The organism is Moorella humiferrea, assembly GCF_039233145.1.
GTDB lineage: Bacteria > Bacillota > DSM-521 > Neomoorellales > Neomoorellaceae > Neomoorella > Neomoorella humiferrea.
In genome coordinates, this window is record NZ_CP136419.1 from 1,407,796 (window position 1) to 1,421,517 (window position 13,722).

The 13,722-nt window shown below is 54.6% G+C and carries 13 protein-coding genes; all 13 read right to left on the reverse strand.

The genetic code is table 11. The features are described from left to right. Positions 1-11 precede the first annotated feature (11 nt). The 13 genes from fni to trpD all read right to left on the reverse strand — a co-directional run bounded on the left by fni (position 12) and on the right by trpD (position 13,706). The gene (gene fni, locus MHFGQ_RS07280) at positions 12-1,064 is read right to left on the reverse strand and encodes a type 2 isopentenyl-diphosphate Delta-isomerase (protein WP_106004685.1); all 1,053 of its coding nucleotides are present in this window, start codon (positions 1,062-1,064) and stop codon (positions 12-14) included. An 18-nt stretch (positions 1,065-1,082) separates the two neighbouring features. Further along, positions 1,083-3,245, reverse strand: a complete 2,163-nt coding sequence (locus MHFGQ_RS07285; RefSeq protein WP_245907792.1) for a bifunctional 4-hydroxy-3-methylbut-2-enyl diphosphate reductase/30S ribosomal protein S1 — start codon at positions 3,243-3,245, stop codon at positions 1,083-1,085. Between the two features lie 123 nt (positions 3,246-3,368). Beyond that, complete coding sequence (locus MHFGQ_RS07290) at positions 3,369-3,947, reverse strand: lysophospholipid acyltransferase family protein (protein WP_106004686.1); 579 nt, start codon at positions 3,945-3,947, stop codon at positions 3,369-3,371. A 24-nt stretch (positions 3,948-3,971) separates the two neighbouring features. Then, entirely contained in the window at positions 3,972-4,694 is a 723-nt protein-coding gene (cmk, locus tag MHFGQ_RS07295; protein ID WP_106004687.1) for a (d)CMP kinase, read from the reverse strand. Continuing rightward, the gene (aroA, locus tag MHFGQ_RS07300; protein WP_106004688.1) at positions 4,691-5,995 is read right to left on the reverse strand and encodes a 3-phosphoshikimate 1-carboxyvinyltransferase; all 1,305 of its coding nucleotides are present in this window, start codon (positions 5,993-5,995) and stop codon (positions 4,691-4,693) included. Before aroA ends, cmk begins: the two co-directional genes overlap by 4 nt. A 60-nt stretch (positions 5,996-6,055) precedes the next feature. After that, positions 6,056-7,195: a prephenate dehydrogenase gene (locus MHFGQ_RS07305; RefSeq protein ID WP_106004689.1), complete on the reverse strand. Its 1,140-nt coding sequence runs from the start codon at positions 7,193-7,195 to the stop codon at positions 6,056-6,058. A gap of 14 nt (positions 7,196-7,209) precedes the next feature. Beyond that, a complete protein-coding gene (gene pheA, locus MHFGQ_RS07310; RefSeq protein WP_106004690.1) occupies positions 7,210-8,049 on the reverse strand; it encodes a prephenate dehydratase in 840 nt (279 codons plus the stop codon). Then, positions 8,046-9,074, reverse strand: coding sequence for a 3-deoxy-7-phosphoheptulonate synthase (gene aroF / locus MHFGQ_RS07315; protein ID WP_106004691.1), 1,029 nt, complete (start codon positions 9,072-9,074; stop codon positions 8,046-8,048). Before aroF ends, pheA begins: the two co-directional genes overlap by 4 nt. A gap of 172 nt (positions 9,075-9,246) precedes the next feature. After that, positions 9,247-10,029 carry a tryptophan synthase subunit alpha gene (gene trpA / locus MHFGQ_RS07320; RefSeq protein WP_106004692.1) on the reverse strand — a complete coding sequence of 261 codons (783 nt, stop codon included), beginning with the start codon at positions 10,027-10,029 and terminating at the stop codon, positions 9,247-9,249. After that, complete coding sequence (gene trpB, locus MHFGQ_RS07325) at positions 10,019-11,224, reverse strand: tryptophan synthase subunit beta (protein ID WP_106004693.1); 1,206 nt, start codon at positions 11,222-11,224, stop codon at positions 10,019-10,021. The genes trpA and trpB overlap by 11 nt, the downstream gene beginning before the upstream one ends. 28 nt (positions 11,225-11,252) lie before the next feature. Further along, on the reverse strand, positions 11,253-11,882 hold the full coding sequence (locus MHFGQ_RS07330; protein ID WP_106004694.1) for a phosphoribosylanthranilate isomerase: 630 nt from the start codon (positions 11,880-11,882) through the stop codon (positions 11,253-11,255). A 31-nt stretch (positions 11,883-11,913) separates the two neighbouring features. Then, on the reverse strand, positions 11,914-12,690 hold the full coding sequence (gene trpC / locus MHFGQ_RS07335) for an indole-3-glycerol phosphate synthase TrpC (protein ID WP_106004695.1): 777 nt from the start codon (positions 12,688-12,690) through the stop codon (positions 11,914-11,916). After that, positions 12,690-13,706: an anthranilate phosphoribosyltransferase gene (gene trpD / locus MHFGQ_RS07340; RefSeq protein WP_106004696.1), complete on the reverse strand. Its 1,017-nt coding sequence runs from the start codon at positions 13,704-13,706 to the stop codon at positions 12,690-12,692. Before trpD ends, trpC begins: the two co-directional genes overlap by 1 nt. Positions 13,707-13,722: the final 16 nt, after the last annotated feature.

Here is a 13,722-nt window from a genome sequence, read left to right on the forward strand (position 1 = left end):
CCGCCGGTACCTTACGGTGACCGGTGGATGCTTATATTTCTTTCTTTCAACCATTCCCTGGTTTTTCCTGTTATGACTAAGGGTTTATCTGCCAGCTCAGTTGGGCGGGTACATCCGCTTAGAAGGCAAATGCGTTTTAAATCTTCCTGCCAGCCCACCACTTCTTGAATTAGAGCATCTTCACCCTGTTCCAGGAGGATTTTTAAAAAATAACCCGCAACGCCGACAAGCTTTGCCCCTAAAGCCAGGGCCCGGGCTGCGTCCAGGGGATTGGAGATACCGCCGGTGGCTATGATATCTAGCGGCAGACCCAAAGCCTTTATTTCCAATATACTTACCGCCGTCGTCAGCCCCCATTCGGATAAAGCCGTTACCTCGCGCTGGCGGCGGCTGCTTTCTATAAGGGCAAAATTTGTACCACCGCGACCGCCGACATCAAAAATACGTACGCCGCTCTGGTATAACTTGAGGGCAGTTTCCCTGGATAGGCCAAATCCAACTTCTTTGGCAATGACGGGCACTTCCAGGTATTCTACCATTTCTCGGATGTTTTGCAACCACCCGCGAAAAGTTCTGTCGCCCTCCGGCATAACCAGCTCCTGGGCGGCGTTTAAATGTATCTGCAAACCGTCGGCAGCAATCATGTCCACTGCTTCGCGGGCGGCTTCCAGGGAATTACCAGCTCCCAGGTTGGCAAGGATGAGGCCTTCGGGGTTTTCACGACGGACGACGGCAAAGGTATCGGCCCACTGCTTGTTCTCAATGGCCGCTTTCTGGGAACCTACGGCCATGGCAATCCCCGTTCTCCTGGCCACCCTGGCCAGAGCGGCGTTGATCTCCAGGGTTTCCGGCGGCCCTCCGGTAAGGGCATTTATAATAAAAGGGGCGGCCAGGGTTTTCCCCAGCCACCGGCAGCTAAGATCGATATCTTGCCAATCTAGTTCCGGCAGGGCCTGGTGTATCAAATGTACATCCTCGAGGCCGCTCGTGCCTTTACCTTCAAGCCGGAAGAAACGCAGGTGCTCCAGTTTGCGCCGGCCTCTTCCTGCTATGCTTTCTTGCATTCCTTGCTCCTCGCACTCTCATTTTACCTCTTCAAAAAGTTCACCGAAAAGATCCCCCAGCTTAACGCCGCTTTCTTCCTGGGGTTCCGGACTCTTTTCGGCCTGTTTGGGTTGCTTTTTGGCGCGATCCCTTAAGGCCTGACGCAGGCTCAAGCTCATACGCTGGGCCTCCTGATCCACTCCCAGCACTTTAACGGGAATAACATCCCCCACCTTAACAACGTCTTCGGGTTTTTCTACGTGCCTGTCAGCCAGCTGGGAAATATGGACAAGCCCTTCAATACCCGGCTCTACTTCCACGAAGGCGCCAAAGGGAGCTAGACGCAACACTTTACCTTCCACAATCGTCCCAACGGGGTAACGGCTGGCAGCCGTATCCCAGGGATTGGGCAGAAGCTGTTTGCGCCCCAGGGATACTTTACCTTCTTCCCGATCGACGCCCAAAACTTTAACTTCAATTTCCTGGCCTTCCTGCAGGGCATCGCGGGGATGTTCAACCCTGCCCCAGGAAATCTCCGAAACATGCAACAGGCCGTCGACGCCACCCAGATCTACAAAGGCCCCGAAGTTGGTCAAGCGACGGACGATGCCCTTGCGAACCTGGCCTACTTCCAGGCTCTCCCATGTAGCCTGGCGCTGTTTTTCATATTCTTCTTCAAGGATGGCCTTTTGCGATAGCACCACTTTATTTTTGCTCCGGTCCAGTTCGATAACCCTGAGACGCAGGGTTTTTCCCAGATAAGCGTTTAAGTCTTCGACGTAACCCCTTTCGATAAGGGAGGCGGGCACAAAACCCCTTACCCCTACATCGACCAACAAACCGCCTTTAACTACTTCTATAACTTCTCCTTGAATTTCAGTGCCGTTTGCCAGGTATTGCTCTAATTTTTCCCAGGCAATGCGACGATCGGCACGCCTTTTGGACAACACGGGATGCCCTTCTTCGTTTTCAGGCTTGACCACCATAACATTGATCGTGTCACCAACGGCCACCACTTCGTGGGGGTCGCTGATATTACGGTGAGAGAGTTCATTCAAAGGAATGATGCCTTCGCATTTGCCTCCCACATCCACCAGCACTTCATTATCATTAACCTGAACTACAGTTCCCGTAACAATGCTTCCTCGCCGTAGCTCAGGCATTTTGGCTTCAATTTGCTGCTGTATTTCATTTTTCTGTTCTTCTTGCTTTTCTGGAGCTGCAGTATTTTCTATAGCTCCATCAGTTTCCCCTGCCTCCACGGTTGTCGCCCCGGACTCTGTTTCCGGCTTCACCTCAACAGCATTATTTTCCCCGGCCGGCGCCAATTCAGCTCCTTCCGGTCCCTTTTCCGGTTCCCTTTCCCCTTCAGGAACCATTAACTTTTCCTGTTCAGCCAGCATTACAACTACCTCCTCAATAATCCACGCTGGGGTCGAAGCGCCACCTGTAACCCCGACCCTCCGGGCATTTATAAACCACTGGCGACACAATTCTCCCGCCGTCTCAATGTGGTATGTCGGCGTACCCGTTGTCCGGCAAAGCTCTGCCAGATGACGGGTGTTGGCGCTTTCTCTACCGCCGACTACCAGCATTACGTCTACCCTCCGCGCAAGGTCCACTGCTGCTTCTTGGCGCCTGCGGGTAGCATGGCATACGGTATTGTGTACCACCAGAGTATCCGTTTTTGTACGCAGAACAGCGGCTACTTCAGCCAGTTTTTCTTCCGGCTGGGTGGTCTGGGCCAAAACCGCCCGCCGGGGATAATATGGCAAAAGTTCAGCTTCTTCTCTATCGGAAACGACGACCGCCCCCGGGCCGGCCCAGCCCAGCAATCCTTTGACCTCAGGGTGGGAAGCTTCGCCGACAATTACTACTTGATAACCCTCCCGGGCCAGCTTCTGGGCCAGGTGCTGGGCCCGCGCCACATAGGGGCATGTGGCGTCGATGACCTCCAACCCTTTCTCCCTGGCAACCTCTAGAACATCCGGTGATACTCCGTGGGAACGAATTAGGACTCGCCCGCAGTCTACCTCTTCCAGGGAAGCAACGGGCTTTACTCCTTCTCGAGCCAGTTCTTCCACTACCAACCTGTTATGGATCAAAGAACCTAGGGAGGCGATGGGTTTGGGAGCTTCTTTGGCCTTTTTTACGGCCCGCGTGACGCCGAAACAAAAACCTGCATAATCGGCAACCAGCACTTCCAAAAACAATTCTTCTCCCGACTTTTAAGCTAAAATCTAGTTTGCTAATTACAGCCAAACATTATTTACATTTCGCGAAAAAGAAGCAAATTCCTGCCGCTCGTAAAAAAAAGCCGGCCCTTAAGCCAGCATTTTGGCAACTTCTTGATATGCGGCGGCCGTCAGGTTTTCCACCTGGTGGGGGGGACTCGGACCATCAATATGATATTTTAAAGGCTTGCCAAAGGTTATCGTAATTCTCCCGCCGCGAAAAACTTTATCGGTATTTTTTATGGCTGCCGGTAAAAGGGGCGCCCCCGCCTTTAGTGCCAGCAGCGCGGCACCGTGTTGAAAAGGTAGCAGACGTCCGTCTCTGCTTCTTTTACCTTCGGGAAATATCCCGATAACCTGACCGGCCTTCAGCACTTCCAGGGCTGTCTTTAAAGCTCCCCGATCGGAACGACCGCGTCTCACGGGAAAGGCCCGAAGACCCTTGATAATCCATTTAACTACAGGAATGTGAAAAAGCTCCTCCTTGGCCATAAAGCGTACCATACGGGGAGACGCCACCCCTACTACTACCGGGTCCAAAAGGGAAATATGATTGGCAACCACAATAACCGGCCCTTCAAGGGGAAAATTTTCCCTTCCTACAACTTTCCAGCGACAGAAAAAACGAAGAAAAATATAGCAGACAAATTTAGCAAAATAATAGAACACCCCAGCCCCGCCCCCTCCAAGTCGCTATACCGATAAACCGGAGTTAGTTGCGCCGCCGGTACCAAAATTATGGCGTTCATAAATTATACTGAGCATCTTGTCTACCACTTCTTCTATCCAGAGGTTGGTAGTATCGATGATTACGGCATCAGGTGCCGGCTGCAAGGGATCCACTTCCCGCAGACTATCCTGAACATCACGCTTATGTATTTCTTCTTTTATCTTTTCCAATGCGGCCGGCTGACCCGCGGCCAGAAGTTCCTGATATCGCCGCTGCGCCCGCTCAGCCAGGGACGCCGTCAGGAAAAACTTATAGGGAGCTTCCGGTAGAACGTTGGTGCCGATGTCGCGCCCATCCATAACCACGCGGTTGGAAGCGGCCATCTTACGTTGTAGTTCAACCAAACGTCGCCGCACTTCCGGCACCCTGGCGACGGCGGAAACATGGCAGGACACATTTTCCTGGCGGATGGCCTTAGTCACTTCTTCGCCATCACAGTAAACTTTAAGTATCCCGCCTGTTGTACTTTCCAGATAAATGTTAGTTTCTTCCGCCAGAGCGACAAGCTGTTTTTCGGCGAAGACATTTATACCCCGTTTTAGTGCCTTCCATGTTAGAGCGCGGTACATGGCTCCGGTGTCTATATAGAGATACCCGAGTTTTTGTGCCAGAAGTCTGGCCGCCGTACTTTTTCCCGCTCCGGCGGGACCGTCGATGGCTACATTACCAGACAATTTTTCCTTCATTCCTCTTTTACTTTAACCCCCAGGATAGACATATGGGCGGAAAACTGCGGGTAAGAAACGGCCAAGCATTCAGCGCCTCTAATCACCGTCGGTCCATCGGCAACTAGTGCGGCAATGGCCAGAGCCATGCCCAGGCGGTGGTCGCCATGGCTGTCTACAATCGCTCCCCGGAGGTCGCCTCCCCTGTTTCCTTGAATTAAAAACCCGTCTGGCAGGGCCTGGATAGAGGCCCCCATTTTACCTAGCTCCCTGGCCACCAAGGTGATGCGGTCGCTTTCCTTAACCCGTAGTTCGGCGGCGTCACGTATCAGTGTTTCCCCCGAGGCCACCGCAGCCGCGACGGCCAAAACCGGTATTTCATCTATCAGCCGGGGTATGAGGGCACCGCCTATTTCCACCCCGTGGAGCTGGCTGGAGGCCACGTGGATGTCGCCGACCGGTTCCCCGCTGCTTTCTCCCCGGGGTATTACCGTTATTTGCCCTCCCATTGCCTTTAAAACATCTATGATGCCTGTTCGGGTAGGATTTAAGTTAACATTTTTTAAGATAATATCCGCATGTGGATGGATACAGCCGGCCACCATGAAAAAGGCGGCAGCCGAAATGTCTCCCGGAACGACAACGGCCAGGGGTTTCAATGGCCGCCCACCGGAGATTTTGATGGTCTGACCTTCAACATCCAGTGCTGCCCCGGCCGCTTTGAGGAGGCGCTCGCTATGATCCCTGGTGGGAAAAGGTTCGCTTATTATCGTCTCCCCACGGGCAAAAAGCCCGGCGAGCAATAAAGACGATTTTACCTGTGCGCTGGCTACAGGTAATGTATAGGAAAGGGACTGCAAATTCCCGCCCTGGATGCTTAAGGGTGCCAGTTCTCCCCCATTTCGTCCCCAAATTTGGGCCCCCATGGTTTTTAGGGGCCGCGTTACCCTCCCCATGGGCCGCCACCGCAACGAAGGGTCCCCGGTGATGACGCTGTAAAAGGGCTGTCCGGCCAGCACCCCCATAAGAAGGCGCATGGTGGTACCCGAGTTGCCGGCGTCGAGGACATCTTCGGGCTCCTTTAAAAACATCCCTTTACCGTAAATTGTGACATGGCCCCGGTGGGGACCTTCAATGTTAACTCCAAGGGCCCGGAGGCACCTTAAAGTACTGAGGCAATCGTCTCCCTCCAGGAAGCCCTCGATAACCGTGGTGCCTTCGGCCAGGGCGCCGATAATGGCGGCACGATGGGAAATGGATTTATCTCCCGGTGGCTTTAACGTTCCCGCCAAGGAAGATGGCGGCTCGATAAAAAGCTGCATCCTCGTCCTCCTGATTTTCTCCTTTCAAACTACCAGGAACCATCAATATTGTCAAGGGTATCACAATATGCGGGCATTGATACCCATGCCCTGTAAAATCTCCAGGGCACCGGCGGCCGCCTCGGCAGTGGTAAAGGCCAGGCGAATGCTGCCTCCTTCTCCTTCCCTTACCCGGAGGATCTCCAGATCTATTATGTTAATGCCCGCCCCTCCCAGAGCACTCGCCATCCGGCCGATAACCCCCGGACGATCGGGCACGGTCACAACAATCTCATGTAGGGTGGGCAGCAGGCCTTTCTGGCGGGCAGGTACCTGGTTCCTTAGATGGCGGGCGTGCTGTAAAACCGCCTCCAGTTCCATAGCGTCTTCCCTGGCAATCACTCCTTCCAGGGCCTCGACCTGACGCCGCCAGAGCTGTAACACTTTAAGGATGGCTTGACGATTGGAGAGAAAAATATCCCGCCACATCTCGGGGTTTCCTGCGGCAATGCGGGTCGTATCCCGAAAACCCCCGGCGGCCAACATTAACGTGATGGGGTGCTCCCGTGAAAGCTCACCCGCCGTCTGCATTAAACTGACGGCTAACAGGTGAGGTAAGTGGCTGACCCCGGCCACTACCAGATCATGTTCTTCCGGGTCCATGGTGATTACCCTGGCCCCCAGGGCTTTTAAAAGCCCTTGAAGACGGGATAGCGCGCCGGAATCGGTGTTTTGTGTAGGCGTAAGTACATAGACGGCGTTTTCCAGAAGGTAACGATCAGCAGCTTTAATCCCGGCCTTCTCAGAACCGGCCATGGGATGGCCGCCGATGTAAAAGGCGCGGGAATGGAAGATGTTTTCCATGGCGTAAACAATATCTCCCTTAACGCTGCCGGTGTCAGTCACTATAGCCCCCGGTGCCGTAAAAGGCGCGACGGCCGCGGCGACTTTAGTTAAGCTTCCCACAGGTACCGCAAGGAAAACTATTTCGGCACCGGCGACTGCCTCTTCCGAACTGAAAGCTGCCCGGGTTACGGCACCGAGCCGTACTGCCGTTTGTACTGCCTCCCCGTCGCGGTCATATCCCACTACCTCCTGGGCCAGGCCTCCCTGTACCAAGGCTAACCCCAGGGAACCTCCAATAAGCCCCAGGCCGATAATAGCCGCCCTTGCCACAGGAGGGCTTCCAGGAGGCAACCGGTAGGCTAAACCTTGTTCCATCACAAAACCCACCCCTATCCTAAAGCATAGGTCCCCAAAATTCGTAGCAAAACCGTGCGGGATTTTAGACCAGCCAGCACCTCATTCAACGGCGCCTCGTCACACCGGCCCTCGCAATCAATAAAGAAAAGGTATTCGCCCAGCTCTTTTTTAGTGGGTCGCGATTCAATGCGGGTTAAATTTATACCGGCTTCGGCAAAATCCTTTAAGATGGTGTAAAGGGTTCCAGGTCTGTTGGCCGGGGCGGCCACCACCAAGGAGGTTTTATAAGGCCCGGTTAAAGATGGCGCCTCCCGGCCGACGACCCAAAACCGTGTTTTATTTCCTGAATAATCCTGGATATCTTGCGCCAAAATCGGCAGGCGGTACAACGAGGCGGCGAAAGAGGAGGCAATGGCCGCCAGGTCTGGGCGTTTAAGAGCCTCTCCGGCGGCCTCGGCCGTACTGGTAACGGCTTTAATTTTTGCCCATGGAAGAACGGCGGCAAGGTAACGCCTGCACTGGGCCAGGGCCTGGGGATGGGACCAGACCTCCCGCACGGCATTTATGTCGTCTGCCTGGCTTAAGAGGCAGTGGTTGATGGGCAGTATCACTTCCCCGATTATCTGCAGTTCCATTTCTTCAAGGAGGAGATCCAGAGTCAGGTTGACGGCGCCTTCAATGGAATTCTCCACAGGCAGAATACCGGCCATCGCCCGGTGGTTTTTTACGGCATCGACGACTCCCGGCAGTTCGGGGCATGCCAGGAGCTCCTCTACTTCTTTCTCACGTTCAGGTTCCAGGCGCCGCCTCCAGGTGACCGCCGCTTCATGGGAAAAGGTTCCCGGCGGGCCTAGATACGCAATGGTCTTCATACAGGTAGACGCCCCATTTCGCGTCCGACGGCGGTGATTATCGGTCGGATTTCCTCCATCAGACGGGCGAACTCCTTCGGTGTCAGAGACTGGGGACCGTCGGAGAGGGCTTCCTGGGGATTAGGGTGCACCTCAATGAGCAAACCGTCGGCGCCGGCGGCTAGGGCGGCCCGTGCCATGGGCGCTACCATACAGCGTCGTCCCGTCCCGTGGCTGGGATCGACTAATATGGGCAGGTGGGACAAATGTTTTACCGCCGGTACGGCGCTTAAATCCAGGGTATTACGGGTGTACGTCTCAAAGGTGCGAATGCCCCGTTCACACAAGATGACTTTGTTATTACCTTCGGCGAGAATATATTCGGCCGCCAGAAGCCATTCTTCGATGGTCGCCGAAAGACCCCGCTTCAAGAGGACCGGTTTTTGGACGCGGCCCACGGCCTGTAGGAGGGCAAAGTTTTGCATGTTCCGGGAACCTATCTGTAACACGTCGGCCACCTCGGCCACTTCCTTTATAAGAGAGGGATCCGTAATTTCCGTCACCACCGGCAGGCCGGTAACTTCCCGGGCTTCGGCCAGATATTCCAATCCCTTAAGGGCCAAGCCCTGGAAGGTGTAAGGGGAACTACGTGGTTTAAATGCCCCACCTCGCAGCATGGTCGCTCCGGCTTCACGGACGGCCATGGCCGTCTCTAAAAGTTGCTCCCGGCTTTCTACCGCACAGGGACCGGCAATCACCTGTACCCGGCGTCCGCCAACAAGCAAATCCCTTACCGGCACTATGGTATCCTCGGGATGGAAATCGCGACCGGCCAATTTATACGGGTGTAGTACAGGAACCACTTTTTCCACTCCCGGCATGGCGGCCAAAGTTTCGGCCTTTAAACGCGTTTTGTCGCCAATGGCCCCGATTATCACTCTCTCTACTCCTCGGGAAAGATGTACTTTAAATCCTTCCCGTTCCAGGCGTGCCATTACTTGCTGCTGCTCTTCCGGTGTTGCTCCAGGTTCCATGATAATTATCATCTTTATCCCCCCAAAAAAACAAAACGTCACCCCGCCAGGAGTGACGCCTAAAATTTACTTTCCCTCCTGCCGTGCTACCGTCCTACCATTTAGATTAAACCATTTCATACTACCATACTACAATTTAGAATATAGCACAGCGCCCCCCTCCTGGCAAGGGGCATTTTCCATTTTATATAACCTGGCGTAACTCCCTGACCAGCTCTGCCGCCGCGGCCAGCCCTTTTTTATAAATTGTTTCAACCACAACGCTGCCGACGATGATGCCGTCGCAGTGGGGGGCTAACATTACCGCCTGGTCGGGGCTGCTGATGCCGAAGCCCACCCCCAGGGGAAGATCGGTCACCTTACGCACCCTTTCGAGGTAGGCCGCAATGCCGGGGGGCAAGCTATCCCGCGCTCCGGTTACTCCGGTCAGCGACACGCAATAAACAAAACCTTCACCTATTGAAGTGATTTTATTAAGGCGCGCCGGCGTTGTAGTCGGTGCCACCAGGGGTATGGCAGCTATCTTCTTTGATTTTAATTTTTCCCGTAAAGGCCCCCCCTCTTCAAAGGGCAAATCAGGTACGATCAGGCCGTCAACACCGCACTCCGCCAGATCGCGCGCCAGTTTATCTAGGCCATATTGCAGGAGGGGATTATAATAGCTCATCAGGACCAAGGGCTGATTTAACCGCACCCGTAGCATTTGTACGAGCAGTAAGGTCTTTTCCAAGTTCATTCCATTGGCCAGAGCCCTGGCGCTGGCGGCCTGGATCACCGGGCCGTCGGCTACCGGATCGGAAAAAGGCACCCCCAGCTCGATAATATCGACGCCAATCTCTGCCAGGTGTTCCACGGCCGTAGCTACGGCTTCCGGGGAAGGATCGCCGGCACAAAGGTAGACAATCAAAGCCCGGCGCCCCTCCTGCTTCCTGTTGGTAAAAACCGCGTCGATTTTTTCAACTCCCACGGATTTTCTCTCCCTTCCGCAGCACCCTTTGAACCTGCTCGACGTCCTTATCGCCACGTCCGGAAATATTGATGACGACGATTTCTTCCGGGGACAACCCGGGAACAATTTTCATGGCCAGGGCTACGGCGTGGGCGCTTTCCAGGGCCGGTATGATGCCTTCGGTGCGGCTCAACAACTGAAATGCCTCCAGGGCCTCGAAATCGCTTATGGCCGTATAGACGGCCCGGCCCGTATCCTTTAGGTAGCTGTGCTCCGGCCCTACACCGGGATAATCAAGGCCAGCCGAGATGGAGTAAACGGGTTCGATTTGGCCGTCTTCATCCTGGATGACGTAGCTGTAAGCCCCCTGAAAAACGCCCGGCCGTCCGGCCGTTAGAGAAGCGGCATGACGGCCGGTTGTTATACCCAGGCCGGCGGCCTCGGCACCCCACATTTTAACGCCGTCGTCCTGGATAAATGGATAAAAGAGGCCCATGGCATTGCTGCCGCCGCCGACACAGGCAAATAGGTGATCGGGGAGGCGTCCGGTTTCTTCTAGGATTTGGCGGCGGGTCTCTTGACCAATAACTGCTTGAAAATCCCTGACGATCATTGGGTAGGGATGGGGACCGACGACGGAACCGATAAGGTAATGGGTGGTTTCAACGTTGGTAACCCAGTCCCGCAGGGCTTCATTGACGGCGTCCTTTAAAGTACGGCTGCCGGCCGTAACGGGTATCACTTTAGCCCCGAGGAGTTCCATGCGAAAGACGTTCAATGCCTGGCGGTGGGTGTCTTCTTCCCCCATGTAAACCACACATTCCATTCCCAGCAGGGCGGCTGCCGTGGCGGCAGCCACGCCGTGCTGACCGGCGCCGGTTTCAGCAATCACGCGCTTTTTGCCCATACGCCGGGCAAGTAAAGCTTGCCCCAAAGCATTATTGAGCTTGTGGGAGCCGGTATGGTTTAAATCCTCTCTTTTTAAATAGATGCGGGCACCGCCCAGGTATTTAGTGAGGTTGGCCGCAAAATACAAGGGCGTCGGCCGTCCGGCATACTGTTCAAAGTAATAATTTAATTCCTTAATAAAGAGGGCATCTTCTTTGGCTTCCCTGTAAGCTTTTTCAATTTCCTCCAGGGCTGGCATCAGGGTCTCCGGTACAAATCGCCCACCGTAAGAGCCAAAATGACCGTTTACATCGGGTAAATGCATGTTGCTACCTCCGCGCCATTTGATTTACTTACAGCATAAGGCGTTTTTCAGCTTCCCGCACGGCGCGCACGAAAGAAAGTATTTTCTTTAAATCCTTGCGACCGTCAGTTTCTACGCCGCCGGCGACGTCGACGGCATAAGGGCGTATTATTTGAATGGCCTTGCCGACATTCTCAGGTGTTAGACCACCTGCCAGGATGATGGGTTTACCCCTGGCAGTGGCTCCTTTTGCCAGCTCCCAATTAAAAGAACGACCGCTGCCGCCGGCTACACCGGGGACATAGGTATCGAGGAGAAAACCATGGACATCGGGATAATGGTCCATAACCTGAAGAAAACCGGCATCCTTTACCCTTAAGGCTTTGACAACCCGCTGGGAAATGCCCCGGCAGTATTCCGGCGGTTCGTCGCCGTGGAGCTGCAGGACGTCCAAACGGCAGAAAGAAGCTATTTCTAAAAGGCTGTAACGGGGTTCATTTACGAAAACCCCTACCGTCGTCGTAAAAGGTGGGAGTCTTTGAATTATCTCCCTGGCGGTTTCCGGGTTTATCCTGCGGGGGCTTGGGGCAAAGACAAAACCCATAACGTCGATCCCGGCGTCGAGGACCATCCGCGCTTCTTCATAGCTACGTATGCCGCAAATCTTTATCCTGATCATTATTAAAAAAGGCTCACTTCCTTAAACTATTTTACTTCAGACACAACTCTTGGGCTTTGGCAACGACGTCCTTCGCCGTCATCAGGGCCTCTCCAACTAAAATGGCGTCGATACCGGCTGCGGCCACCTTAATGGCATCGCCTTTATTTTTAATGCCACTCTCGCTGACTACCACCGGTCCCGGGGGGATTAGTGGTCGTAATTCAATGGTGGTCTGCAGATCAACGCGAAACGTGCGTAAATCCCGGTTGTTAATGCCGATTAGTTGCGCCCCGGCACGGCAGGCAATCTCGACCTCCTCTGCCGTATGCACTTCCACCAAAGCCGCGAGGGCAAGTTTCGCGGCAAGGCGTAGATAATCCTGCAGTTCATAAGGTGTCAGTGCGGCAACGATAAGGAGAACGGCATCGGCCCCCAGGACCCTGGCCTCGTAGATCTGATAGGGATCAATGATAAAGTCTTTCCGGAGAAGAGGAAGGGGTGTCACCCCACGTACCAGCCGTAAATACTCAGGTTTTCCTTTGAAGTATTTATGGTCCGTCAGCACCGAAATTGCCGCAGCACCGGCAGCCGTATAAAGTTGCGCCTGCCCTTCAGGTTTGAAATCCGCCTGGATTAATCCCCGGGAAGGCGAGGCCTGCTTCAATTCGGCGATAAGTCGCAGTTGAGATCCCCGACGCCGCAGGGCGGCGGCAAAATCCCGTGTTAAGGGTAATTTTTGGGCTTCCCTTTCGAGGTCGGCAAGGGGCCTTTCTTCTTTAGCCGCCTCGACCTCCTTGATTTTATAAGCCAGAATTTCTGCCAGCATCAGGCGGCCCAACTTTCTATAAAAGACTTCATGGATTCAAGTTTGGCCAGGGCGGCACCGGAATCAATGCTTCTTGCCGCCGCCGCCAGGGCGCCGGGCAAAGAAGTCTCGCTTCCCGCCGCCAAGATGCCGAAGGCGGCGTTCAGAAGCACCACGTCCCGGGCCGGGCCCTTTTCTCCTTTAAGAACGGCAAGGGTAATGGCGGCGTTGTCGTCTGCCGTGCCCCCCACCAGGTCTTCTAAGCGAGCCCTGGCAATGCCTACATCCTCAGGATAAAAGATATATGTGTTAATGCTGCCGCCCTCAAGGCTTGTTATCTGCGTTGGTCCCGTAGTGGTGACTTCATCCAATCCGTCGCCGTGTACGACATAAGCCCGTCTACACCCCAATCTCCCCAGAACCGCGGCCATCTTTTCCGTCAAAGAAGATTCATAAACGCCGACAAGTTGATAAGGAGCATTGGCCGGGTTGGTAAGAGGACCTAGGAGATTAAAAACAGTGCGGATGCCGATTTCCCGGCGGGGACCGGCGGCATGCTTCATGGACCCATGAAATACAGGTGCGAAAAGAAAGGTCAGCCCCACTTCATCCAGACAACGGGCCGCAGCCGCCGGCGGCAGCTCAACCTTGACGCCCAGGGCTTCCAGCACATCGGCGCTGCCGCAACGGCTGGATACCGAACGATTGCCGTGTTTGGCCACGGGAACGCCGGCCCCGGCAATGACAAAGGCCGCCGTAGTGGATATATTGAAGGTATGGCGGCCGTCGCCGCCGGTACCGCAGGTATCAACAAAAACAGTGTGACGGGTGGATAAAACGGCGGCTCGACGGCGCATAGCGCGGGCAAAACCGGTGATTTCCTCTACCGTTTCCCCCTTTAACCTGAGGGCGGTGAGGAAAGCGGCTATTTGGGCCGGGGTGGCTTCACCCGCCATTATTATATCCATCGCCTGCAAAGCCTCGGCTTCCGTTAAATCCCGTGCGGTCACTACCTGGGAAATCAAGGACTTAAACACTCTGCTCATCTCCCCT